This is a genomic window from Streptococcus sp. 27098_8_148, from assembly GCF_041432105.1.
In the GTDB taxonomy this organism is placed as follows: domain Bacteria; phylum Bacillota; class Bacilli; order Lactobacillales; family Streptococcaceae; genus Streptococcus; species Streptococcus parasanguinis_AE.
Window position 1 is genome coordinate 35,095 of record NZ_JAPVYY010000008.1, and the last position, 23,835, is coordinate 58,929.

Below are 23,835 nucleotides of genomic sequence, written 5' to 3' on the forward strand. Positions count from 1 at the left end.
ACTGCAAAACCCCGTGTTTTTTGATATAATGAAAGCAGAACATTCTTAGGAAGAGTATAGAAATATATGGCAAATATTAAAATAGTTACAGACTCATCTATTACAATTGAGCCTGAAGTGGTTGAAGCATATGGCATTACGATTGTGCCACTTTCTGTTATGGTGGATGGAGTCCTTTATTCCGACAGTGAGTTGGGCGAAGGGGACTTCTTGCGCTTAATGCAGTCTAGCAAAAATCTTCCAAAGACCAGCCAACCACCCGTTGGAGTCTTTGCGGAGGTGTATGAAAAGTTAGCAGCAGACGGAGCTCATATCGTTTCGATTCATATGTCTCATGCCTTGTCAGGAACAGTAGAGGCGGCACGTCAAGGAGCAACGTTGTCAGGAGCAGAAGTGACTGTGATTGATAGTGGCTTTACAGACCAAGCCATGAAGTTCCAAGTCGTTGAAGCAGCCAAGTTGGCCAAAGAAGGAGCTGATTTAGACACTGTCTTGGCCCGCATTGAAGAAGTTAAAGAAAAGACAGAGTTGTATATCGGCGTTTCTACCTTGGAAAATCTGGTTAAAGGTGGCCGCATTGGCCGTGTTACCGGACTTTTGAGCTCGCTTCTTAACATCCGTGTGGTGATGGAAATGAAGGACCATCAGTTGGAACCAATCGTCAAGGGCCGTGGAAACAAGACCTTTAAGAAATGGTTGGATGAATTGGTAGAGAAACTTTCCCATAGTAAGGTGGCTGAGATCGGGATTTCTTACGCAGGGACACCAGAATGGGCCAATGAAATGAAGGCTCAGTTGCAATATCTCGTTGAAAAAGCAATCCCTGTTCTCGAAACTGGATCGATTATTCAAACTCATACAGGTGAGAATGCATTTGCAGTTTTGGTGCGCTACGAATAAGCTGAATAAATGTTTGAAAAAACAGGTTTAGTACTTGACCTAAAGGCTTTTTTTAGATATTATAGTACTGTTAAGGCGTAAAGCCTAAAAAAATTTGGAGGATTTGTTAAATGGCTAACAAACAAGATTTGATCGCAAAAGTGGCAGAAGCTACAGAATTGACTAAAAAAGATTCAGCAGCAGCTGTTGACGCTGTATTCGCAGCAGTTTCAGAATACCTTTCAAAAGGTGAAAAAGTTCAATTGATCGGTTTCGGTAACTTCGAAGTTCGTGAACGTGCAGCTCGTAAAGGTCGCAACCCACAAACTGGTAAAGAAATCAAAATCGCAGCTTCTAAAGTTCCAGCATTCAAAGCTGGTAAAGCTCTTAAAGAAGCAGTTAAATAATTGCATTTTGAAAAGCCATCCTAGATTTCTAGGATGGTTTTTTTGTTGGACAGCTCTATAGGATAAGGGTATAATAGGAAAAAAGAAAGAGAGAAAAGACCATGCGATTCATTTTAGGCCTCTTTGCCTTGTTGTTTATCCGACCTATTTTGTATCTATTGAAAGGGCTGTGGTTCGTACTGGAATTTTGCTTTATGATCCTCGTGGTAAAAATGATCCTAGGAACCGTGCGCTGGATGACCAGTTGGATCGGTTGAGAGTAGATGAATCTATTTCAGGCTCGTGAATCAATGTCCCCTGGACATAAACTCGCTTTTCGGTTTTCAGGCTCATGAAAAAAATGTCCCCCGGACAAAAACTCGCTTTTCGGTTTTCAGGCTCATGAATCAATGTCCCCCGGACAAAAACTCGCTTTTCGGTTTTCAGGCTCATGAAAAAAATGTCCACCGGACATAAACTCGCTTTTCCATTTTCAGGCTCATGAAAAAAATGTCCCCCGGACATTTTTTTTAATTAAAAGCATTCTAAATAGTGATTTGTTTTGAAACATGATATAATAAGGGTAACGAATCGATTAAATCATATTGGAAAGGGGGGATCATAGTGAACGCATTGCATCGTCATGAAGAAGAGCGTGTGGAAGAAGTCTTGCAAAATTTGCGTGCTAAGGGCATTCGGATTACCGATACCCGCAGAGCAGTTCTTTCCTATTTAGTGGCGAGTCATGAACATCCAAGCGCTGAGAAGATCTATCGTGATTTATTGCCTCAGTTTCCAAGCATGAGTCTAGCAACTGTCTACAACAATATCAAGGTTTTAATTGATGAGGGTGTTGTTTCTGAGATCAAGGTTCGCAATGATACCACGACCTATTTTGATTTCATGGGGCATGACCATTTGAATGTGGTGTGTGAAAAATGTGGCCGTATCGCAGATGTGGACATTGAAGTCCCAGATCTGCGCGAAGAAGCAGCCAGTCAAAGTGGCTACCAGATCACCAAGACCCAGATGACCGTCTATGGCATTTGCCCTGACTGTCAGAAAAATTAATGTGAGAGAAATCAGAGCTGTCAGGCTCTTTTTTGTGAGAAATTGCACTTTTCTATGGTCGCCACTAGATTTTTTACTGAAAATCTAGTAGAATAAAATAGATAAACGGGGGAAACCTCGGAGAATAAAAAGGAGATCCATCTAATGGTAAAATTGGTTTTTGCTCGCCACGGTGAGTCTGAATGGAACAAAGCTAACCTTTTCACTGGTTGGGCTGATGTTGATTTGTCTGAAAAAGGTACACAACAAGCGATCGACGCTGGTAAATTGATCAAAGAAGCTGGTATCGAATTTGACCAAGCATACACTTCAGTATTGAAACGTGCGATCAAAACAACAAACCTTGCGCTTGAAGCTTCTGACCAATTGTGGGTCCCAGTTGAAAAATCATGGCGCTTGAACGAACGTCACTACGGTGGTTTGACTGGTAAAAACAAAGCAGAAGCTGCTGAACAATTTGGTGATGAACAAGTTCACATCTGGCGTCGTTCATACGATGTATTGCCTCCTGCAATGGACCGTGATGATGAACACTCAGCACACACTGACCGTCGTTATGCTTCACTTGACGATTCAGTGATTCCAGATGCTGAAAACTTGAAAGTGACTTTGGAACGCGCCCTTCCATTCTGGGAAGATAAAATCGCTCCAGCTCTTAAAGACGGTAAAAACGTATTCGTAGGAGCACACGGTAACTCAATCCGTGCTCTTGTAAAACATATCAAACAATTGTCAGACGACGAAATCATGGATGTGGAAATCCCTAACTTCCCACCATTGGTATTCGAATTTGACGAAAAATTGAACGTTGTAAAAGAATACTATCTTGGAAAGTAAGATAGCGTGATTCGTTATCAATCATAGAAAGCTGACTTCGGTCAGCTTTTTTGCTTGTCTTTCCAAGCTCCTAGCTGGTTTTGGGTTTTCAGGGTCTCCTAAAAATGTTATAATAGAGTGTTACTAAATTGGGTTCCATTAGCCCTGAAAGGAAAAGAAACATGACAAAATCATTCTACATCACAACCCCTATCTATTACCCATCTGGTAAATTGCATATTGGTTCAGCATACACAACGATCGCCTGTGACGTCTTGGCGCGTTACAAACGTATGATGAACTACGATGTGTTCTACCTGACTGGTCTTGATGAGCACGGTCAAAAGATCCAGCAGAAAGCAGAAGAAGCTGGGATCACGCCGCAAGCTTATGTAGATGGGATGGCCGTTGGAGTGAAAGAACTCTGGCAATTACTCGATATCTCATATGATAAATTCATCCGTACGACAGACGACTACCATGAAAAAGTGGTGGCCCAGGTCTTTGAACGCTTGCTGGCACAAGATGACATCTACTTGGGTGAGTACTCTGGCTGGTATTCAGTCTCTGATGAGGAGTTCTTTACAGAAAGCCAATTGGCTGAGGTTTACCGTGATGAGAATGGCAAGGTCATCGGTGGGGTAGCCCCATCAGGCCACGAAGTAGAATGGGTTTCTGAAGAATCTTATTTCCTTCGTCTCAGCAAATACCAAGACCGCTTGGTTGAATTTTTCAAATCCCAACCAGATTTCATCACGCCAGATGGTCGTCTCAATGAAATGTTGAAAAACTTCATCGAGCCAGGCTTGGAAGATTTGGCAGTATCTCGGACTACCTTTACTTGGGGAGTCCCAGTTCCATCTAATCCAAAACACGTGGTCTATGTATGGATTGATGCCCTTCTCAACTATGTGACGGCTCTTGGTTACGGTCAAGAAGATCATGAAAACTTTGATAAATTCTGGAACGGAACCGTCTTCCACATGGTTGGAAAAGACATCCTTCGTTTCCACTCGATCTACTGGCCAATCCTTCTAATGATGTTGGATATCAAATTGCCAGAACGCTTGATTGCCCATGGTTGGTTTGTCATGAAAGACGGCAAGATGTCGAAGTCTAAAGGGAATGTCATCTATCCAGAAATGTTGGTGGAACGCTTCGGCTTGGATCCACTCCGTTACTACCTCATGCGTAGCCTTCCAGTTGGTTCTGATGGGACCTTCACACCAGAAGACTACGTGGCTCGTATCAACTATGAATTGGCCAATGACCTTGGAAACCTCCTTAACCGGACGGTAGCCATGATTAACAAATACTTTGGTGGTCAAGTTCCAGCTTATGTGGAAAATGTCACTGCATTTGATGCAGATTTGGCTAAGGTAGTTGAAGAAAACATCGCAGAATACCACAAGCAAATGAACGCGGTTGATTACCCACGCGCTTTGGAAGCCGTATGGAACATCATCTCTCGGACCAATAAGTACATCGATGAGACTGCTCCTTGGGTCCTCGCTAAAGAAGATGGGGACAAGGAACAATTGGCAGCGGTCATGGCTCACTTAGCGGCTAGCCTTCGTGTTGTGGCTCACTTGATCCAACCATTCATGATGAACACCTCAAATGCCATCATGGAACAACTTGGCTTGGGCTTGGACTTCGATCTTGAAAACTTGACCCTAGCAGGTTTCCCTGAAAATGTCACAGTGGTTGCCAAAGGAACTCCAATCTTCCCACGTCTCGACATGGAAGAAGAAATTGCCTACATCCAATCTCAAATGACTGCTGGAAAACCAAAAGAAAAAGAATGGATTCCAGAAGAAGTGGAACTCAAGTCTGAAAAAGACGAGATCAAATTTGAAGACTTTGACAAGGTTGAAATCCGTGTAGCAGAAGTCAAAGAAGTGGAACGCGTCGAAGGATCAGACAAACTGCTTCGCTTCCGCCTAGACGCAGGAGATGGCGAAGACCGTCAAATCCTCTCTGGTATCGCGAAATTCTATCCAAATGAACAAGAATTGGTCGGTAAAAAACTTCAAATCGTGGCCAACCTTAAACCACGTAAGATGATGAAGAAATATGTCAGCCAAGGCATGATTCTTTCCGCAGAACACGGAGATCAATTAACAGTCTTAACAGTTGATCCATCTGTTCCAAATGGAAGCATCATCGGCTAAACGATAGAAAAAGAAAAAATCATCTAAAAAACTTTCCTTAGGTGAGTACGGACGTCAGCGAACTTCGAAGAAGTTCCATGACTTAGTTTTGGACCCTAGGTTCCAAAACTCCCGAGTGCTAGAAACACAATTGTTTCTAGCACTTTTCTCACGGCGGAAAGTTTCAGTAGATGATTGAATAATTCTAACGAATAAATTTTTTGATTTTTATAAAATTAATTTGATTTGTAAGGAAAAACAAATTGTATACGCTCTCAAGCACTCCCGCGGGAGTGCTTTTCTTGTATTGATATAGTTCCCATCATTGAGTTTTACAAGGATGGTATTTGAGTCCTATTAGTAATGGATATTAATGGAGACTTCCGCAGTGAGAAAAGAGTCTGAAACGGTATCATTTCAGACTTTCGGGAGATTTGAGACAGTAGGCTCAAATCTTAGGTATGGAATCCCAAAGGGATTCGCTACCGTCCGTCCTCACCCAAGGAAGGTCTCAAATTATATTTTCCTATTCATCCGGCCGGTATTCTAGGATATCTCCTGGCTGGCAGTCGAGTTCTTTGCAGATGGCTTCAAGGGTGGTGAAGCGGATGGCTTTGGCCTTGCCGGTTTTGAGGATGGAGAGGTTGGCTGTGGTGATGCCGATTTTGTCGGCTAGCTCGTTGGATTTCATCTTTCGCTTGGCTAGCATGACATCTAGATTGACGATAATCATGGCACCCTCCTTAAATGGTTAGCTCATTTTCTTCAGCAATCTCAATACCTCTCTCCAGAATCTTGCCAGAGACCCAGACGATTGGAACGGCAAGGAGAAGCCCTGTGTTAAAGGTAAATTGGAAAGTGAAGGGAAGGAGATAAGCATTTCCACTGGTTTCAAGTGTGCCAGACATAAAGGACAAGACCAAGAGAATCTTCCAAGCTCGGTTGCAAAGATCAATGTTAGAGTGAGAAAAGATCTTTTCTTGGTAGAGATTTTGGAGGAAGTTGCGAATGGTGATGAGAAGGTAAATATAGATAGCGCTTGAGGCTAGTGGGAAGAGCAGCTGCCAGAGAGGTTGTGGATGTTTGGGAAAGAGCTGGATGCCATTCGCATCAAAGGACAAGCGACCTGATTGAATGAGATCTTTGAAAAGCCCCATGCGGGAAAGCAGGTGGACGACCAGTGCAGCCAGGGTCATAAAGCCACAGAAGTAAATGAAAGCCGTTAAGACTTCAATGACATTTTTTAAGGTTTTTGAGTTTTTCATCGCAAGCCTCCTTGAAGTTTATTTATTTTTCACTTATAGTATACTCCTTATAAAAAATTAGTCAATAAAAAAGTATCGAAAAACGATAAAAAAATAATGATAAACAAAATATAATTTTTGAGAAACAGGTATTCTCTGCTCAAACTAGTCAGTTCAAGCCTGGAAAACCACTACATAGAGGGGAATTTTACTATACTTTCGATTTAGGGTATACTAGTGTAAAGATCTTATTCCATGGAGGTAGTAAAATGAATCTTAAGTGGAAGAAAAAATACCTGGTACCGATTCTGGGGCTGGTCGGAGCAGCTGTTCTGATCGGTGGAGTCTATCTCTACTCTAGTTCCAACATCCAACCAGACCATCAAAAGGAATTTAAGCAGACCAGCAAGAAGGTCACCAAGCCAAAGGAAAAAGCCATTGACTTGAGTGGTGACTATGTCTCTAATGAACGGGATGAAGCCAAAATCGAGAAAAAGGGCAAGGCCTGGAAGATCGATTACCAAACGGCTGACGGCAAGGTATCCGCTGAATTTAGTACGGATTGGAAGGTCGAAGGGTCTAACAAAGTTTCGACAGGCAAGATGAAAAAGTCCGATGGCAATACAGACTTTACAGTCACTGTTCGTGTCTTCAAATACAAGACAGATAAGAAGCCTTTGATCACGGTCACCATGTCTGATAAAAATCCCTACCACGAGATGGTCTTTGCCAATCGAGAGGATTTTTTCAAATCGACAGATCCAAATGATGTCGTCCTTGATGGCAATCTCTCACCGTTTGAAGGTGCTTATTCCAATGATACCTATGAAAAGGAAATCGCCGATTCCGGTTTTAAACTTTATGGCTATACTCCAGAAGAATATTACCAAAACAAGACCAATGCCTTTCCAAGTATTGTAAATGGGGAGACTGGCTGGACTTTCTGGAGTGGAGGCACTCGGGCAAGTTACTTGTTCAATAAAGAAAAAGAGCCCAAGAAGCGAAAAGGCTATTATGAAGTTTATTTCACTGGGGCAAATGGGACTGCGATCCAAGGGCAAGAGCAAACCTTGTACTTAATCCCAGCGGGTGTGACAGGTCCTGATGGAGTAGCTTCCCAAGAACGTCGGATTCTCTTTGGGGATGCGGCCTACCGGGATTATCATCTAGAGTGGTGGAAAGCATACCCACAACCGAAAAAAGAGAAAGACTTGGATATTGCGGCCATTAACGGAGGCGACTTCTCTAGCTTAGCTGGAACCTGGCGCAATGGCAAGGGTGCTGAAATCGTCATCCAAGCAGACGGAAAAGTCAAGGGCCAAGGTAGCCTCAAGGCTGTTGCGGACTCGGATAAGAAGAGCAAGATCCCTTATGTTGAGATGAAGATGGGTGAGACTGGTGCTGCGATTGGACTTCTGAAAATCGGTTTCCAAAATCCGGATGGAGACCAGTCTGATACCAGCAAGCCACGTCTAGTGGTCACTCAATCTGCAGGCAACTATCCGGCTGATCAATATTTTTACCGTCAATAAAAAGTTTGAGACATGTTTGTCTCAAGCTTTTTTTACTGCAAGGAAGGCTTGTGGAATCTAGGCAACTGTTAGTCTCTAACATTAAAAGGGAAAAAATGTAAAAAAAGCTTGACAAAGCAAATGATTCGCAGTATGATTAACTAGTTAATTAACTGATTAATAAACTAGTTAACAAAAATGAAAAAGAGGTGAAGAATGATTAGGAGAAAAATGAAGGTTCTGGGACTCATGTTCCTCAGTTTCTTTCTGCTGACAGCTTGTGCTAGTCAAGGAAATGCAAAGCCCCCTTCTAAAAAAGGTCTTAAAATTGTCACGAGTTTTTATCCCATCTATGCCCTGGTCAAGGAAATCTCTGGCGATCAAAATGATATCTGGATGGTTCAGTCAGGTGCAGGGATCCATGATTATGAACCCTCAACCAAGGAAGTGGCCCAGATCTATGATGCGGATGTATTTGTCTATCATTCTCAGACCCTGGAATCTTGGGCCGGTCGCTTAGATCCCAATCTTCAAGGTTCCAAGTTGCGAGTGATCGAAGGCAGCCAAGGAATGACCCTTGATAAGGTGGCTGGATTAGAGGATGTCGATGCTGGTCAGGGAAAAGAATCCAAGCACTTGTATGATCCGCATACTTGGTTGGATCCTGTAAAAATTGCAGAGGAAGGAAAGGTTATCGCCCAGCGTTTGGGAGAGATCGATCCAAAGAACAAGGAGCTCTATCAGGCCAATGCTCAAAAGCTTGAAAAGCGCTGTGAGGACCTAGTAGCCCACTACCAGCCTCTCTTTGACAAGGCCAAGCAAAAGACTTTTGTGACCCAGCATACGGCCTTTTCTTATCTGGCCAAACGCTTTGGTCTCAAGCAGTTAGGGATTGCAGGGATATCCCCAGAGCAAGAACCGACCGCTCGGCAATTGGCCGAGATCCAGCAGTTTGTCAAAGACTACAAGGTGAAAACGATCTTTGTGGAAAAGCACACGTCGTCAAAGGTGGCAGATAGTATCGCCAAGGCAACAGGGGCGCGTGTTAAGGTTCTGGATCCACTGGAAGCTGATCCACAAAATGATAAGGATCTATTAGAAAATTTAGAAGAAAATATGGCGACTTTAGCCAAGGAATTAGAGGAGTAAATCAAGAATGAAGAAAAAGGGAACGATTGGAATTGTAGCGACTTTGGGGCTAGGACTCTGTGCCTATGCGCTCAGTCAGCAACCACAAGTCAAGGAAGAGAAAAAGAATCAGATTCAGTATTTGCAAGCGGACAAGAAATCGTCATCGTCTGCCTCCAGTAAAAAGGAAGACAGCATCGAAGCGGTCAATGCCAAGGAAAAGACCCAGGCAGAGCAGATTGTCATCAAGATTACAGATGAAGGCTTTGTCACTTCTCATGGGGATCATTTTCATTACTACAGCGGCAAGGTCCCATTTGATGCCATCTTTAGTGAAGAGTTGATTTTGCGGGATCCAACTTATCAGCTGCAAGAAGCAGATATCGTGAGCAAGGTCAAGGATGGCTATATCATCAAACGCGCTGGGAAATACTATCTCTACTTAAAGGATGCCCAACATACAGTTAATGTGCGCTCGATCGAAGAGATCGCCCAACAACAAAAGGGAGGCACCAAAGAAGAAGGAGAGACGGGATCGGTGCAAGCTAGCTCCTCGCACAAGGCAGGCAAGACCCGTGACTTCCGTCAACCGAGTCAAGCGCTGAAAGAAGGTAAGACTCTTGAGATGTTGACGGCTAAGAACCATACAGGTGGTGGCTACCGTACGGACGATGGTTATGTCTTTAGCCCTGGAGATGTTATTTCAGATACAGGGGACGGCTTTATTGTGCCCCATGGAGGCCATTTCCATTATATTCCAAAGAGTGCCTTATCTGCTGGAGAGTTAGCAGCAGCCCTCTCCGTCTTAGGTGGTCAAGCCGGCCATCAGGCTGGGAACTCACGCCTAGCTGGAGCAAGCACAGAGCAAGGTACTCCAGATCAAGTCTCTCCAAGCCTTGGGAAGCAAGCGAGCAACCAGCCGTCATCCAGTCCAACCAATACACAGACAACCCCAACGACGTCTAAACCAGCTACCTCTAAACCGAGTCCAACCCTGACCAACTTGATCGAAGAATTGCAGAAAACTCCTCTATCTTCTCGTCATGTGGAGTCTGACGGTTCTGTCTTTGATCCAAGCAAGATTACCAAGTGGACCGATCAAGGGATTGTCTACCCTCATGGGGATCATTTCCACTTTATCCCTTACAGCTCCCTAACTCCTTTAGAGCGTGAGTTGGCGCGGCAATTCCAATTGCTTCGTGCTCAAGGATCTAGTAGTCCAACAGAAGTAAGTCCAAGCTTGCCTTCAAATCCAAGCACAAAACCAGTTGATCCTGATCATGAGCATGGCGACAGTCACGATCACAAAGAGGAGCACGACCATAGCTTCCACGCAGACAAGGTCATCAGCAAGGACGAGGAAGGCTATATGGTCGCTCATGGCAACCATGCCCATTATTTCTATAAAAAGGACCTCTCTCCTCAAGAGATTGCAGCAGCGGAGGCAACTCTAACTGGTAAGAAAGAAGAAGACAAGGGTCAGCCCCTGACAGATGATGTTGCGACCTATTCTCGTGATGCCTCAGATGAGGAAAAGATCCAGTACATCAGTAAGACCTACGGTGTCCCTCGCGAGGCCATTAAAATTTCCAATGGTTTCTTTGTCTTTAATAATCCAGACCAAGAATACGATCCGACCCACATCCATCCTTATGCCGTTCGGAAGGAACATGTCCGCATCCCACTTGAAACTGGCAATCCTGAACTAGACTTTATCAATGAACTCTATGCAACAGCGCTTCGTTCGGGGATTTCTCCTTATAGCCTCCAGATTGAAAATGGTCAGTTTGTCATCCCGCACGGCGATCACAACCACTACATCAAGGTGCGTTCAGCAGGACTAGCAGACTACTTAGCCCACCGTCTTCCAACCATCCAATCTCCTTACAAAAAAGGAGACTTGGACAAGAAAGTTGTAGAGGACAGGGTCAACCAGCTCTTAGCAGAAAGCCGCAGTCTCTATGCTTCTGATCCATTGCAACAACGACGGATTGAGCTGATCTTGGGCCACTTCTTGGAAAATGTCAAGAGCTTCCCAAGTAACTCAACAGAGGGCTATCTAGCCAGTCTCAAACAGGTTGATGAGCAGTACATTCATGCGACCCAAGCGGTCAAACCAAAAGAAGAGACAGCCCTAGATCGTCGTTACCAAGAATTGCTGGAACAAGTGCGCTTGCTAGACACAGAAGCCTTCCAATTGAAGAAGGAAGAGTTGGTCTCTCAACTGCAGGAAGCCTATGCTGCCAAGGACAGTAAGCGTCTAGAGCAGGAAGGGAAGCTATTAGAAGCTGTTCAGGAGATGCAAGATCGGACGGGTGTGACATCGGTCGACTACCTCAAGTATTTCTACCAAAGCTTGAGCGATGCGCGCTTGACACCAGAACTCCGCACCAAGGCAGCAGATCTAGCCTTGAAGCTCTACCGAGCTCAAGCCTTTGAAGAAGCTTGGGATTCCAAGTCTCACTTTATGGAGCTCTACCAAACTAAGCAAGCTATTGACCAGCTCTTCTCCCAAGAAAAAGGCCAAACCTATCCTATTGAAAAAACAGTTTTGGATCAAAAAGGAAGTCAAACCCCATCCTACAACGTAGCGGTTTATGATTTCCTCAAAGGTTTGTATGGAGAGTTGGACAAGGCGACAGAATCCCGTCAACGAACCAACATCCTGACAGCACTATCAGAGCAAATCCAGTCGCTCTTGCCACAAGTCGAAGACCAGGCCAAACGAACTGCCTTTGAAGCAAGTTTGGCTCAACTTGGAAATGAGACGGATCCAGACAAGGCTATTGCAAGTAGACAAGCTCTGTTACGCGAAATCAGTGACACCATTGAAAAGCAAAAACAAAAGCAAACAGAAGAGCCTCAGATTGGGGATGTCGCCCTTTATCAACAGCTCTATAACCAATTGATGGCCCTGCACCAACAATTGCAGGACAAGGGGGCTAGTGATGCTGTATTTGACCGCTTAGAAGCTCTCTTTGACCAATTGGCTAATCCAAAGAGTGACAAGTCAGCCTTACTACAGGCTATCCAAGCCTTTCAGGCAGAGTTAGCAGCAATGCCATCTGCAAGCGAAGCGGGGAAACCAGCTAGCACGGTCGAAACGCCTGTCACTGCAGAGACTCCAGTGGAAACAGAAGCAGCCGCTTCAGAAGGAAGCAAGCCTGCCACAACTGAGAAAGAAACAGAGCCTGCAAGCGCAGCTGTAATAGAAGCAGGCACGCCAGATGCTCCATCTTCTCAGGACCAATAGAAAATAGAAAATCATCTGAAAGACATTTCAGATGATTTTTGTGTTCTAGTGAATAGAAGAGGTGGTCTCTTTTTTCAGTTGTTGAGTCTCACTCCTTGTGCTCAAGGAGCAGAGGTGAGGAGGACTCGACTGCTTTTTTTCGCTTGAAAAATGCAGTCATTTGAACCAGAATACGGGGAACCGTCTGCCATTTTTTCCAAGCTTGGACACGGGTATCGAGGAGTTGCTTGGCTAGACGTTCCAGCATTTCCCTTTCTGTAGGATCTAGGTCTTGAGCATTTTGAAAGATCTCTTTGATCTTGGAGAAATTTTTCAAGTTCATCAAATCATTAATCGAAGTGATGCCTGCGTCCAGAAAAATGCCAAAAAAGGTATCAAAGAACTTCTTGCGCTCATCCGCCGATGTTTCGCGAACCCACTGCTTCAGGGTCTCGTTGGTTTGCTGGCTATCAGGACTGGTTTGATCCAGGGTCACAAATTTATCTTTCTCAATCATCCAAGTAAAAGCGTCATGCTGGACAAAGCCACCAAAAGCTCGGCTTTTGACAATCGTAGCAGGCTCAGGGACTTCTAGCATCATGCCGACGATGGATCCTTGGGGGACAAAGCGAAGAATATTTGGGGACGTCCGCTGGTAGCCTTCGGTCTCGATAATGGCCCTGTTGAGGCCAGGAGCATCGTAGCTGTATATGGCATCGACTCGTTCAAATAAGGAATCCGGCAGGTAAGTGCAGGCATAGGTTGCGAGATTGCCCCCTTTGGAGTGACCGGCTACTAAGAAGCGCCCTTTAGGAAATTCCTTCATGACGTTTTGTAGATAGCTGGCTGCGCGCCTCTGAGCTGGGACATGGTCCATATAGGTCATGTGGAAGTCTTCCTTCCAGCCGATCAAGGTGTCATCCGTCCCTCTGAAGACAACTAAATAAACATCCATGGTAAGACGATAGGTCATAGCCGCAAACTGCTTCTGAACATCGGGGTCATATTCGTTGACATAGTTAAGGAGTTTGATGTTTTTAAAACGCTTTGAACTAGCTAAGTCATCGACTAATTGCAGGTGTTGGTCTGTCACGATGAAATCGGTGGTTCGATCGACTAGCTCTGCTGCATCAGATAAGCGGACTTCAATATTGGTCGTATCCCCTTGGGGCACGATCCGATCAAAAGGAAGATAGGTCAGCTCTGTCAGTGCCAGGACATCCAGTTCATTGAAAGGACGGTCGTATATGGAATCGTAGGTCACTTCTTTTAGGTAATCAAAAATAGTTGACATCTGTGCCTCCCGTGTCTTATTTCTTTCAGTATAGCACAAAAATGGATGGAGAAAAAGCGCCCTCCATCAAGACAGTAGGAATGAGATCTTCTTTCCCTCTGAAACAGTCTTTTTCTCTGCTTCTTAATCTGTTATAATAGGAAGAAGAAAAAAGAAGGAAAGAAAGCCATGCATAAAATTCTCTTAGTCGAAGATGATAACATTATCCGCCAACAGGTCAAACAATTATTGGAACAATGGGGCTATGAAGTGGTCGCAGTAGAGGATTTTATGGATGTCCTTGGGATCTTTGTCGAAACCGACCCCCACTTGATCCTCATGGATATTGGCCTTCCACTCTACAATGGTTACCACTGGTGCCAGGAGATTCGCAAGGTTTCAAAGGTTCCGATTATGTTTCTTTCCTCACGGGATCAAGCCATGGATATTGTTATGGCCATCAATATGGGTGGAGACGACTTTGTCACCAAGCCTTTTGATCAAAATGTGCTCCTTGCCAAGGTCCAAGGGCTCTTGCGTCGCTCTTACGAATTTGGCACGGATCAAAATCTGCTGGAGCACCGTGGCGCCATCCTCAATCTCAAGTCCACGGACTTGGTGTATGAAGGGGAAGTCATCAAGCTGACCAAGAATGAATTTCAGATTTTGCGGGTCCTGTTTGAGCATGCAGGCAGTATCGTGGCGCGCGATGATATGATGAAAGAGCTCTGGAATAGCGACTTCTTCATTGATGACAATACCTTGTCTGTCAATGTGGCCCGCCTTCGCAAGAAACTAGAAGAGGCTGGCTTGTCAAACTTCATCGAAACCAAGAAAGGCATCGGTTACGGGTTGGTTCATGAATAAATATGGAAATATCTTTTGGCAGTATGTGGTATCCCGCAGGCGCCTGCTCTATCTAGTGGTCATCTTTTTGATGGTCGATTTGGTCTTTGCCTTTCTCTTTCCAGAGACGGGGACGGTTTTCCTCTATGCGACCCTAGTGCTAGGCTTTTTTGCCCTTTGTGTCTTGATCTGGGATTTCGCTATGACCTTTCAAGACTACCGCAAAGCCGCACTATATGAGGAAGTTGAGGTTGCCTCACCACTAGAACACCTCCTTTATGAAAAATACACGGAAGAACAGCAGGCACGCTTGCAGGAAGGGAAGACCGCCCAGGCCAAGTTCAATGACCTGATGGATTACTATACCCTCTGGGTTCACCAGATTAAGACGCCCATTGCAGCTAGCCAGCTCTTGGTCCAAGATGTCGAGACACCTCTTGTCAAGCAGCAGATGGAGCAGGAACTTTTCAAGATTGACTCCTATGCCAATCTGGTTCTGCAGTACCTGCGACTGGAGAGTTTTCATGACGATCTGGTCCTAAAGCGCGTGTCGCTAGAGGACTTGGTCAAAGAAGTGGTCCGCAAATATGCCCTCTTTTTTATCCAAAAGAACTTGACAGTGGACCTGCATGATTTGGATGTCGCTGTCATCACAGACCGCAAGTGGCTCTTGGTCATCATCGAGCAGCTCTTGTCCAATAGTCTCAAGTACACCAGTACAGGTGGAATTGAGATCTATTTCAAAGACCAGACCCTCTATATAAAAGACAGCGGGATTGGAATCAAAAATAGCGATGTCCTCCGCGTATTTGAGCGGGGCTTCTCCGGTTACAATGGCCACATGACCCAGCAGTCCTCAGGGCTGGGGCTTTATCTGTCTAAGAAAATTGCAGAGCAATTGGGCCATAAGATTAGCCTCCACTCAGAGGTTGGCCAAGGCACAACCGTCGCTATTCACTTTGAAGAGAAGAAGCTGGTCATGGATTAGTTTTTTTCCATCTTACAAAAATGTAAGAAATAAACGGTAAAATGAAAGGTTAGGTTATGGTAGCCGCCTTTTATTTTTTATACAATAGTCTCATCAAATGAAGGAGGTCAAGAAAATGAAACTCTTGAAATGGATGAAACAACCCAAAAAGATTAAGAAACCAAATGAGCAAACCGATCTGGAAAAGACGGAATTTGGTCTCCAAGTCCTACACCAAACCCAAGAATTTTTCTTGATCTACTAGGAAAAGGAGAAAAGTATGTCATTGCTAGACGTTCAACACATCAAAAAAATCTACAAAACCCGCTTTCAAGGGACGCAGGTCGAAGCCTTAAAGGATATTCACTTCACTGTGGAAAAGGGTGAATACGTCGCCATCATGGGGGAATCAGGGTCCGGGAAATCGACCCTCCTCAATATCCTAGCCATGCTGGACCAGCCGACCGAAGGACGGGTCTACCTCAACGGTACCGATACCTCGACCATCAAGAACAAGGATGCCTCGAGCTTTCGTCGGGAAAAACTAGGCTTCGTGTTTCAAGATTTCAACCTGCTGGATACCTTGTCTGTCAAGGACAATATCCTCCTGCCTCTAGTCCTCTCACGCAGACCGGTCAAGGAAATGATGAGCAAGGTCGATAGCGTGAGTCGGGAATTGGGCATTCACCAACTCCTTGAGAAATATCCCTACGAAATTTCTGGTGGGCAAAAGCAACGGGTGGCTGTAACACGGGCCATCATCACCTCACCTGAAATTCTCCTTGCTGATGAGCCAACAGGGGCGCTGGATTCCAAGTCATCAGCTGCTTTGCTAGATGTCTTTGAAGATATTAATAGCATGGGCCAAACCATCCTCATGGTGACCCACTCAACTGCAGCGGCAGCTCGGGCCAAGCGCGTGCTCTTTATCAAAGACGGAATTCTCTACAACCAGATCTTCCGCGGGGAAAAGACAGAGCGTCAGATGTTCCAAGAAATCTCGGATACCTTGACGGTCATGGCAAGTGAGGTGGAGTAGATGTTACGATTAACCACTAAATTAGCTTGCTCTAATCTGATCAAGAACCGCAAGCTCTATTATCCCTTTGCTATTGCGGTCATTCTCGCAGTGACCATCGCCTATCTCTTTGACTCCCTGACCTTTAATCCTCGCATTTCCGAGCTTCGAGGGGGCTCTTCTATAGTGTTCACCCTCAGCTTGGGATTCTTCGTGGTCAATGTCGCGGGGGCCATCATCGTGCTTTATGCCAATAGCTTCGTCATGAAAAACCGCTCCAAGGAGCTGGGAATCTACAGCATGCTGGGCCTTGAGAAACGCCATCTCATCAGCATGATTTTCAAGGAACTCTTGCTTTTTGGCTTTCTAACCATCTCAGCCGGAGTCTTGATCGGAGCTCTCTTTGACAAGTTGATCTTTGCCTTTCTCTTGAAACTCATGAAGATGAAGGTCCAGCTAGTATCCACCTTCCAACCTGGGATTGTGGTTTTGGTCTTTGTCACCTTTGGTCTCATCTTTGGCCTCCTGGTTTTTCTCAATGCTTGGCGCATTCTCCGTTTGAATGCCCTGCAGTTGACGCGTGAGAAGGCTAGTGGTGAAAAGAAAGCCCGCTTCTTGTGGCCCCAAACCATCCTTGGCTTAGCCTCTCTCGGTTTTGGCTACTACCTAGCTGTGTCTGTCAAAGACCCTATCATTGCGCTTGTGACCTTCTTTCTAGCCGTTATCTTGGTCATGATCGGGACCTATCTGCTCTTTAATGCTGGGATCACCGTCTTCTTGCATCTGCTTAAGAAAAAGAAGAGTTATTATTACCAACCCAACAACATGATCTCGGTCTCTAATCTCATCTATCGTATGAAGAAAAATGCAGTGGGGCTTGCGACCATTGCCATCCTCTCGACCATGGTATTGGTAACCATTTCTGCTGCGACCAACATCTATATCGGTGGTGAAACGATCAAGAAGATCATGTCTCCTCATGATTTCTCTGTCCAAGGAAAAGGGGTAGACCTAGAGCAAATCAACCAGAAATTTGATGAATTTGCCTCTGAGCATCATCTTGAGATCAAAAATCGTGACCTGATGACCTATGCCAACTTTGGAGTTAAATCACAAAAGGGTACGGATTTCACCGTCTATCCAGCTGATGAACGCAACGTCACTCCCAAAACTGTCTTTATGGTCTTTGATGCAGCTAGCTATGAACAAATGACCGGAGAAAAGGTCGATCTGACCGGTAACCAAGTCATCCTCTTTGCTCATAACAAGGCTCTGACAGGGCAAAAGCAGTTCACTATCAATGGGCAAGACTTCCAAGTCAAGGAAGAAGTGAGCAAGGATTTTATCACGGATCATGTGCCAAATCAGTTCAATATGCTGACGGAGGATTTCAATTACCTGATCGTGCCAGACCTTTCAGCCTTTGTCGCTCAGTTTCCGGATCTTGCCATCAATACCAATATTTACGGTGGCTTCAATGTCAATGTTGACGAAGACCAGCAACTCAAGCTGGCAGCCAGCTATGACAAGATGATCGATGAATTGAGTAGCCAACAGGCCCAAGGAACATTTATCTATGGAGGCAACCGAGCCAATGATGTGGCAGAGTTGAATAGCCTCTTTGGCGGCATCTTCTTTATCGGTATTTTCTTGTCATTGATCTTTATGGTCGGAACCGTCATCGTTATCTACTACAAGCAAATCTCAGAAGGCTATGAAGACCGTGACCGCTTCGTCATCCTCCAAAAGGTAGGGCTTGATGAAGATGAGGTCAAACGGACCATCAACCGTCAAGTGCGGACTGTCTTCTTCCTCCCCCTCATCTTTGCCTTTGTCCACCTGGCCTTTGCCTACCATATGATCCGCCTCATTCTCAAAGTGCTCGGTGTCATCAATAGTGGCCAAGTCCTCATCGTGACCCTCAGTGTCTGTGCTGTCTTTCTCATCACCTACCTAATCGTCTTTTGGATCACCTCTCGGAGCTATCGTAAGATTGTGCAGATTTAGGAAAAGAAACTCAAATTAAATTAGAAACTTTCCTTAGGTGAGTACGGACGTCAGCGAACTTCGAAGAAGTTCCATGACTAATTATTGAGCCTAAGGTCTCAATAATTCCGAGTGCCTGAAACATAATTATTTCAGGCACTTTTCTCACAGCGGAAAGTTTCAATATACTCTAATAATAATCAGATATTATTTGGATATTTTTGCACAATAATCCAGCATAGGTTATTCAAAGAAAAGAATTGTCAATTTTTTTAGCTTGCTCATAGCGGGCTTTTTTGTACGAAAACCGACTGCGATTGTTTTTGTTTTTCAAAGGGATACACAAAAAAGACTGAACCCGTAGAGTTCAGTCTTTGTTCACTTTCTATTAAAGTGATGTAAGGAAAGTCAATCCCCCTAGGATGACACCTGCCGAATTCGGAATGATCAAAATCCAGTCTTTTTTAGGTTCCTTTGTCCAACCATAAATGACCCAAATCAAGCAAGAAATAGCAGCTGACAAGGGTTGGAAAGGTTGGGCCTTATTTCCCTGTAAATTAGCAATAATTTGTGGGATGTAGGCAATGAAAACGATAATCCCAATAAAGGCACCGATCGAGCCAACGATTTGGTTGATTTTTTGTTTATTCATAAAATTTTACCTCTGTGTATCAAAATAGCATAAGTAGGAAGAAAATGCAATTAATTTGCATGCTATGCAAGATGAAAATGATTACATTCGCACAAAATTAGACAATGTGTCAAAAAAATAGCAACTAGAGAGAAGACTCTCTCGAAAAGAAATCCATCTTCCTGCAAAATCACAAGATTGTGACACTTTACAGTTCGGTAACATTTGAAAAAAAGACTTGAATTTGTAAAGGACAAAAGGTAGAATAGTGCATACTTTAAAAAAAGAAAAGGAAATGGTAGTTTCAAAATGAATGAAAAACAAATGAAAATTCTTGGTTGGGTTGCGACCTTTATGTCTGTTATGATGTATGTGTCTTACTTCCCACAAATCATGGATAACCTCGCAGGTCACAAAGGGAACTTTGTTCAACCCCTTGTCGCAGCCATCAACTGTAGCCTTTGGGTTTACTACGGACTCTTCAAAAAAGAACGCGATATTCCACTTGCTGCAGCCAATGCACCAGGGATCATCTTTGGTTTGATCACAGCCATCACAGCCTTGTAATCAATGAAAGAGAGAGTAGGACAGAAATCGGTAATTCGTTAGAATTCGATTTCGTCGTCCCACCTCTGCACAGTTGAGTAGGGCTATAAAAGCTGATGAAATCAGCGTAGTAGTGCCCGCTCAACCACTGCGTCTTGCTCTACAATTCAAAAACAATTAAGAGGCCAGGACTTTTGTCCCAGCCTTTTTTTGATGGAATGAATCATTTCCATGGTATAATGGGAGGACTATTCATAGAGAAGATCAAAAGGAGACAAAAGTGGAGCAAAAACATCACTGTCAAGTCCTATGGGCGAAAAATAAATACCTGGTGCTCAGTCGTTCGAGTAATATCTACAAGGAAATCCGGGAATACCTCAAGCGAGACCAGGTGGAGGTCAGCCACGTCGAGGACCTGATCCAGCAAGCGCTGGCCTTGCCAGAAAATCGTGGCCAGGTCTCCAATGCCTTTCAGCATATCTGGGGCTATTTCAAAAAGCAGGCGACTGCAGAGGAAAAGGCGGACTTTATGCTACTACTTGAGAAATACCAGCATGGCCAAGCCCAGCAAGAAGATCTGATCAAGGGAATCCAGACTCTCCTTGAGCGCTACCCGAATCGCTACTTACAAGATTCAACGCTACTAGGAGGTCAATAGATGAGACTCTGGCACCAAGACTTGATTCCCAAACTCCCTCGTCCCCAGCTCCTGGGTCAACACCGGGAATGTTGCGCCCTTCGAGGTAATGGCTGGGGCAAGAAGCACGCGACGGTCAACTATGTCTTTGACTACTCGCCCTATCGCCTCTATGCCTATCATCGTCTGATCATGGAGGAGATGACCGCTCGTGGCTATAAGGTCAGCCCAGAGTGGTGGGAGTCGACCTACAGAGGAAAGACCTGCCCAGCCTACCCAGAACTGGAAGAGGAAGCCTTGAGCCTCCCCATCTATCCCGAGCACCAGGACACTTACCTTCAAGAATGCTTAGACAATCTAGCAGAAAAGGGGATTCATTTAGACTAAGAAAAAACGAACCAGACCAGGTTCGTTTTTTTGCCCGAAAAACCAACAAAATGCTTTGAAAGCGTTAATTTCTTTCCCAAACATGCTATAATAATAGGAGATTATGTACAGGAAAAGGATAGACGGATGAAGGCAGTAGCAACTCCAGAACTTGAGATTGAAAGACAGTTGATCCAACAATTGACATCAGGAGAGAGTCAGTGGACCTACCGCGAGGATCTCAAGAATGAAGACCAGTTATGGGACAATTTTTTTGATAAGCTAGCGCAAAACAATGTCGCCGTGCTGGCGGACCATCCCTTGACTGACCAGGAAAAGCGCCAGATCAAGAACCAGCTCAACTTTGTCAGCTATTATGAAGCAGCTAAGTGGCTTGCGGGTGAAAATGGTATCGCCAAGGTAGAAGTCCAACGTGAGGATGCCAGTCTAGGGACGATCCGCTTGGCAGTCATCTGGCGGGACAATATCGCGGCTGGGAAGTCGAGCTACGAAGTGGTCAACCAAGTCGAACGCGACAAGGCCTATCCGCTAGACCAGGATCGACGGCTCGATACGACCCTTTTGATCAATGGCCTGCCCCTCATCCATATCGAACTCAAGAGCCCACGAGTAGCCTTTCTAGATGCCTTTCACCAGATCAAAAAGTACGACCGTGAAGGCAAGTTCCGGGGCATTTACTCGAGCTTGCAGATGTTTGTCGTGACCAATAAGGTCGATACACGCTATATCGCGGCAGCGCGTGAAAGCAAGCTAAACAAGCAGTTTCTGACCAAGTGGGTGGATAAGGACAACCAGCCTATGATCGATCTCAACAGCTTTGCTCATGAGGTCCTCTCTATCCCTCGGGCCCACCAGATGGTCATGCAGTACTCGGTCATCGACGATAGCAAGAAGGCCCTCATCCTCCTGCGTCCCTACCAGATCCATGCCATCGAGGCTGTACAGGAAGCCTCTCGTCGCCAAGAGTCGGGCTATATCTGGCATACGACTGGATCAGGCAAGACCCTGACCTCTTACAAGGTGGCGCGCAATCTCTTGCAGATCCCAGCGATCCAAAAGACCATATTTGTCGTCGACCGCAGAGACTTGGACCAGCAGACGACCTCGTCCTTCCTCTCTTATGCGGCCAATGATGTCATCGACATCGACGAGACGGACAATACCCATGAACTGGTCAAGCGCCTAGGGGGCAATGACAAGCGCGTGGTGGTCACGACCATTCAGAAAATCACTACCATGATGCGCAAGTTTGAAGAAGGGAAGTACCAGCGGGATGCTGGGAAGATCAAGGATCTGCGCGTGGCCTTTGTCGTGGATGAGTGCCACCGGGCGGTCACGCCACAGACGCAAAAAGACATCAAGGCCTACTTCAAGAATTCTCTCTGGTACGGCTTTACAGGGACTCCGATCTTCAAGGAAAATAAACGCAAACAAGTGGGAGATCTGGCTCAGACCACCCACCAACAGTATGGCGATCGCCTACATGAATACACGGTCAAGGAAGCCATCCATGATGGGGCGGTTCTAGGTTTTAAGGTAGACTACCGCAATACCATCATCTCGGATCTCCTAGAAGAAGAGATCCCAGACCAGGCCTATGAGGACAAGGAGCACATGCTAGAGGTCCTCGATGCCATCCTCAATAAGAGCCAGCAACAGCTCAATATCCCTAAAGGGGTGGGAAAGACCTATGAAGCTATTTTGACGGTCAAGTCCATCCCACGAGCACAGGCCTATTATAATCTGCTCAAGAGCATACTTGCTGGCAAGGAGCGGGTCAAAGTCTCCGAGCGGGTCAAACGCCATTTGCCTGATTTTCCAAAGTTTACCATCACCTACTCAGTGTCTGAAAATGAGGAAGAGTCTATCGGCTACCAAGACCACATGAAGCAGGTCATGGAGGACTACAACCAAGAGTTTGGTACGCATTTTAATCTAGCGGATCTGCGGGGCTTTAACACCGATGTCAACAATCGCCTGGCCAGAAAGCAGGACAAGTATCTCTACCGCAATGAGCAGTTGGACTTGGTCATCGTAGTCGACCGTCTATTGACGGGTTTTGATGCACCTTGTCTTTCTACACTCTTTATCGATCGCAAGCCTATGCGCCCACAGGACTTGATCCAGGCCTTCAGCCGGACCAATCGGATCTTTGATGACAAGAAGCACTTCGGCCATATCATCACCTTCCAGCGCCCTCAAGCCTTTAAGGAAGCCGTCGACAATGCCCTCAAGCTCTACTCCAATGGGGGAGAAAATGAGGTCCTGGCACCAAGTTGGGAAGAAGAGAAGCGCAACTTCTTAAAAGCCTGGGCAGAGTTTAAAGGCCAAGTCACAGACTTCGAAGAAGAAGGAGTCGCCCTCGAGCAGGCCCCAACAGCCCAGCTCCGCAAGGTCGCCAAAGCCTATCAGGTCTTTGATAAGTACCAAGCTTCGATCCGCGTATACTCTGAGTATGATAAGGAAGAGATCTATCGGGAAACAGGCCTCAGCGACAGTCAGCTCGAAGCTTATCTGGGACTCTATCAAAATATCCTGGCGGAGATCAAGAGCAGGGATCCAGAAGTGGACAGCCAAGATGAGCTGGACATCCACTATGAGCTGGAGTCCGTCCAAGTCGACGAGATCAACTATGCCTATATCCTGATGCTGATCCAGAGTATGATCCAGCAGGAGGAAAATGAGGAGCAGACCCTGAGTGATAAGGATATCGCAACCGTGGATAGCTATATCGAGAGTCTGAACCGGACCAATCCAAGCCTAGCTGAGATCATCCAAAACCTCTGGACCCAAGTCCAAGAAGAGCCTGAACGCTACCGAGGACAATCCATCACCGGAGTCTTGGACCAGATGATCGAATCCGTCATTGAAAGCCATATCGAAAGCTTTGCCAAAAACTGGTATATCGGAGCCGACGAACTCCGCTACTATATCCAACACTACCGCAAAGGTGCCAAAAAACAAGCAGGCGAAAGCCAGCTCACTAAGAGCCAACGCTACAAAGACTACAAGGCAGAAGTAGCAGATGCCCTCAACCCACTCAGCTACAAAAAACAGATCAAAGAAGCCTATACCCAACTAATTGAAGAGGTGATTGAACCGCTGAGAGTGGGAAGGTAAGGAG

21 protein-coding genes are annotated in these 23,835 nt (G+C 45.4%); 17 read left to right on the top strand and 4 right to left on the bottom strand.

Annotated elements, in window-relative coordinates:
- Window positions 1-66: 66 nt before the first annotated feature.
- The 5 genes from O3646_RS07695 to metG all read left to right on the top strand — a co-directional run bounded on the left by O3646_RS07695 (window position 67) and on the right by metG (window position 5,326).
- Window positions 67-900 (top strand): DegV family protein, encoded by an 834-nt coding sequence (locus tag O3646_RS07695; RefSeq protein WP_371610723.1) that lies wholly within the window; start codon window positions 67-69, stop codon window positions 898-900.
- 110 nt (window positions 901-1,010) lie between these two features.
- The gene (locus O3646_RS07700) at window positions 1,011-1,286 is read left to right on the top strand and encodes an HU family DNA-binding protein (RefSeq protein ID WP_003006038.1); all 276 of its coding nucleotides are present in this window, start codon (window positions 1,011-1,013) and stop codon (window positions 1,284-1,286) included.
- Window positions 1,287-1,889: 603 nt separating this feature from the next.
- Complete coding sequence (locus O3646_RS07705) at window positions 1,890-2,336, top strand: Fur family transcriptional regulator (protein ID WP_003006041.1); 447 nt, start codon at window positions 1,890-1,892, stop codon at window positions 2,334-2,336.
- 144 nt (window positions 2,337-2,480) lie between these two features.
- Window positions 2,481-3,173: a phosphoglycerate mutase gene (locus tag O3646_RS07710; protein ID WP_003012031.1), complete on the top strand. Its 693-nt coding sequence runs from the start codon at window positions 2,481-2,483 to the stop codon at window positions 3,171-3,173.
- Between the two features lie 161 nt (window positions 3,174-3,334).
- Entirely contained in the window at window positions 3,335-5,326 is a 1,992-nt protein-coding gene (metG, locus tag O3646_RS07715; protein WP_195326860.1) for a methionine--tRNA ligase, read from the top strand.
- Between the two features lie 505 nt (window positions 5,327-5,831).
- On the opposite strand, the gene O3646_RS07720 is transcribed toward metG, so the two are convergent.
- Entirely contained in the window at window positions 5,832-6,038 is a 207-nt protein-coding gene (locus tag O3646_RS07720) for a helix-turn-helix transcriptional regulator (protein WP_003006064.1), read from the bottom strand.
- A 10-nt stretch (window positions 6,039-6,048) separates the two neighbouring features.
- Window positions 6,049-6,570, bottom strand: coding sequence for a DUF2975 domain-containing protein (locus tag O3646_RS07725; protein ID WP_155168846.1), 522 nt, complete (start codon window positions 6,568-6,570; stop codon window positions 6,049-6,051).
- Window positions 6,571-6,818: 248 nt separating this feature from the next.
- Here O3646_RS07725 and O3646_RS07730 point away from each other — a divergent pair, with 248 nt between their 5' ends.
- The 3 genes from O3646_RS07730 to O3646_RS07740 all read left to right on the top strand — a co-directional run bounded on the left by O3646_RS07730 (window position 6,819) and on the right by O3646_RS07740 (window position 12,441).
- Window positions 6,819-8,081 carry a DUF6287 domain-containing protein gene (locus tag O3646_RS07730; RefSeq protein WP_303470585.1) on the top strand — a complete coding sequence of 421 codons (1,263 nt, stop codon included), beginning with the start codon at window positions 6,819-6,821 and terminating at the stop codon, window positions 8,079-8,081.
- Window positions 8,082-8,276: 195 nt separating this feature from the next.
- The gene (locus tag O3646_RS07735; protein WP_155168850.1) at window positions 8,277-9,209 is read left to right on the top strand and encodes a metal ABC transporter solute-binding protein, Zn/Mn family; all 933 of its coding nucleotides are present in this window, start codon (window positions 8,277-8,279) and stop codon (window positions 9,207-9,209) included.
- 7 nt (window positions 9,210-9,216) lie between these two features.
- Window positions 9,217-12,441, top strand: coding sequence for a pneumococcal-type histidine triad protein (locus O3646_RS07740; protein ID WP_371610724.1), 3,225 nt, complete (start codon window positions 9,217-9,219; stop codon window positions 12,439-12,441).
- A gap of 88 nt (window positions 12,442-12,529) precedes the next feature.
- Here O3646_RS07740 and O3646_RS07745 read toward each other — a convergent pair whose 3' ends face one another.
- Window positions 12,530-13,714, bottom strand: a complete 1,185-nt coding sequence (locus tag O3646_RS07745; RefSeq protein ID WP_371610725.1) for a DUF2974 domain-containing protein — start codon at window positions 13,712-13,714, stop codon at window positions 12,530-12,532.
- A gap of 168 nt (window positions 13,715-13,882) precedes the next feature.
- On the opposite strand from O3646_RS07745, the gene O3646_RS07750 reads away from it, so the two are divergent.
- The 5 genes from O3646_RS07750 (at window position 13,883) to O3646_RS07770 (ending at window position 18,531) form a co-directional block, all read left to right on the top strand.
- Window positions 13,883-14,560 carry a response regulator transcription factor gene (locus O3646_RS07750; RefSeq protein WP_024056182.1) on the top strand — a complete coding sequence of 226 codons (678 nt, stop codon included), beginning with the start codon at window positions 13,883-13,885 and terminating at the stop codon, window positions 14,558-14,560.
- Window positions 14,553-15,527 carry a sensor histidine kinase gene (locus O3646_RS07755; RefSeq protein WP_371610726.1) on the top strand — a complete coding sequence of 325 codons (975 nt, stop codon included), beginning with the start codon at window positions 14,553-14,555 and terminating at the stop codon, window positions 15,525-15,527. The genes O3646_RS07750 and O3646_RS07755 overlap by 8 nt, the downstream gene beginning before the upstream one ends.
- A gap of 115 nt (window positions 15,528-15,642) precedes the next feature.
- Window positions 15,643-15,771: a hypothetical protein gene (locus O3646_RS07760; RefSeq protein WP_256263012.1), complete on the top strand. Its 129-nt coding sequence runs from the start codon at window positions 15,643-15,645 to the stop codon at window positions 15,769-15,771.
- Between the two features lie 15 nt (window positions 15,772-15,786).
- A complete protein-coding gene (locus O3646_RS07765) occupies window positions 15,787-16,545 on the top strand; it encodes an ABC transporter ATP-binding protein (protein ID WP_049486585.1) in 759 nt (252 codons plus the stop codon).
- Window positions 16,546-18,531 carry an FtsX-like permease family protein gene (locus tag O3646_RS07770; protein WP_049486586.1) on the top strand — a complete coding sequence of 662 codons (1,986 nt, stop codon included), beginning with the start codon at window positions 16,546-16,548 and terminating at the stop codon, window positions 18,529-18,531.
- Window positions 18,532-18,898: 367 nt separating this feature from the next.
- On the opposite strand, the gene O3646_RS07775 is transcribed toward O3646_RS07770, so the two are convergent.
- Window positions 18,899-19,162 carry a SemiSWEET family transporter gene (locus O3646_RS07775; RefSeq protein ID WP_003012241.1) on the bottom strand — a complete coding sequence of 88 codons (264 nt, stop codon included), beginning with the start codon at window positions 19,160-19,162 and terminating at the stop codon, window positions 18,899-18,901.
- A gap of 288 nt (window positions 19,163-19,450) precedes the next feature.
- Between O3646_RS07775 and O3646_RS07780 the strand changes: the two genes are divergently transcribed.
- From O3646_RS07780 to O3646_RS07795, 4 genes are all read left to right on the top strand, one after another.
- Entirely contained in the window at window positions 19,451-19,708 is a 258-nt protein-coding gene (locus tag O3646_RS07780) for a SemiSWEET family transporter (RefSeq protein ID WP_003006102.1), read from the top strand.
- A gap of 259 nt (window positions 19,709-19,967) precedes the next feature.
- Entirely contained in the window at window positions 19,968-20,345 is a 378-nt protein-coding gene (locus tag O3646_RS07785; protein ID WP_049483405.1) for a YbgA family protein, read from the top strand.
- Window positions 20,346-20,711 carry a TIGR02328 family protein gene (locus O3646_RS07790; protein ID WP_371605281.1) on the top strand — a complete coding sequence of 122 codons (366 nt, stop codon included), beginning with the start codon at window positions 20,346-20,348 and terminating at the stop codon, window positions 20,709-20,711.
- A gap of 126 nt (window positions 20,712-20,837) precedes the next feature.
- Window positions 20,838-23,831, top strand: a complete 2,994-nt coding sequence (locus O3646_RS07795; RefSeq protein WP_371610727.1) for a type I restriction endonuclease subunit R — start codon at window positions 20,838-20,840, stop codon at window positions 23,829-23,831.
- Window positions 23,832-23,835: the final 4 nt, after the last annotated feature.

Excerpts from the sequence above, each read along its gene's own strand:
- O3646_RS07695 (WP_371610723.1), top strand. The coding sequence starts at position 67 with ATGGCAAATATTAAAATAGTTACAGACTCATCTATTACAATTGAGCCT.
- O3646_RS07700 (WP_003006038.1), top strand. The coding sequence starts at position 1,011 with ATGGCTAACAAACAAGATTTGATCGCAAAAGTGGCAGAAGCTACAGAA.
- O3646_RS07710 (WP_003012031.1), top strand. The coding sequence starts at position 2,481 with ATGGTAAAATTGGTTTTTGCTCGCCACGGTGAGTCTGAATGGAACAAA.
- metG (WP_195326860.1), top strand. The coding sequence starts at position 3,335 with ATGACAAAATCATTCTACATCACAACCCCTATCTATTACCCATCTGGT.
- O3646_RS07720 (WP_003006064.1), bottom strand. The coding sequence starts at position 6,038 with ATGATTATCGTCAATCTAGATGTCATGCTAGCCAAGCGAAAGATGAAA.
- O3646_RS07725 (WP_155168846.1), bottom strand. The coding sequence starts at position 6,570 with ATGAAAAACTCAAAAACCTTAAAAAATGTCATTGAAGTCTTAACGGCT.
- O3646_RS07730 (WP_303470585.1), top strand. The coding sequence starts at position 6,819 with ATGAATCTTAAGTGGAAGAAAAAATACCTGGTACCGATTCTGGGGCTG.
- O3646_RS07735 (WP_155168850.1), top strand. The coding sequence starts at position 8,277 with ATGATTAGGAGAAAAATGAAGGTTCTGGGACTCATGTTCCTCAGTTTC.
- O3646_RS07740 (WP_371610724.1), top strand. The coding sequence starts at position 9,217 with ATGAAGAAAAAGGGAACGATTGGAATTGTAGCGACTTTGGGGCTAGGA.
- O3646_RS07745 (WP_371610725.1), bottom strand. The coding sequence starts at position 13,714 with ATGTCAACTATTTTTGATTACCTAAAAGAAGTGACCTACGATTCCATA.
- O3646_RS07750 (WP_024056182.1), top strand. The coding sequence starts at position 13,883 with ATGCATAAAATTCTCTTAGTCGAAGATGATAACATTATCCGCCAACAG.
- O3646_RS07755 (WP_371610726.1), top strand. The coding sequence starts at position 14,553 with ATGAATAAATATGGAAATATCTTTTGGCAGTATGTGGTATCCCGCAGG.
- O3646_RS07760 (WP_256263012.1), top strand. The coding sequence starts at position 15,643 with ATGAAACTCTTGAAATGGATGAAACAACCCAAAAAGATTAAGAAACCA.
- O3646_RS07765 (WP_049486585.1), top strand. The coding sequence starts at position 15,787 with ATGTCATTGCTAGACGTTCAACACATCAAAAAAATCTACAAAACCCGC.
- O3646_RS07770 (WP_049486586.1), top strand. The coding sequence starts at position 16,546 with ATGTTACGATTAACCACTAAATTAGCTTGCTCTAATCTGATCAAGAAC.
- O3646_RS07775 (WP_003012241.1), bottom strand. The coding sequence starts at position 19,162 with ATGAATAAACAAAAAATCAACCAAATCGTTGGCTCGATCGGTGCCTTT.
- O3646_RS07780 (WP_003006102.1), top strand. The coding sequence starts at position 19,451 with ATGAATGAAAAACAAATGAAAATTCTTGGTTGGGTTGCGACCTTTATG.
- O3646_RS07790 (WP_371605281.1), top strand. The coding sequence starts at position 20,346 with ATGAGACTCTGGCACCAAGACTTGATTCCCAAACTCCCTCGTCCCCAG.
- O3646_RS07795 (WP_371610727.1), top strand. The coding sequence starts at position 20,838 with ATGAAGGCAGTAGCAACTCCAGAACTTGAGATTGAAAGACAGTTGATC.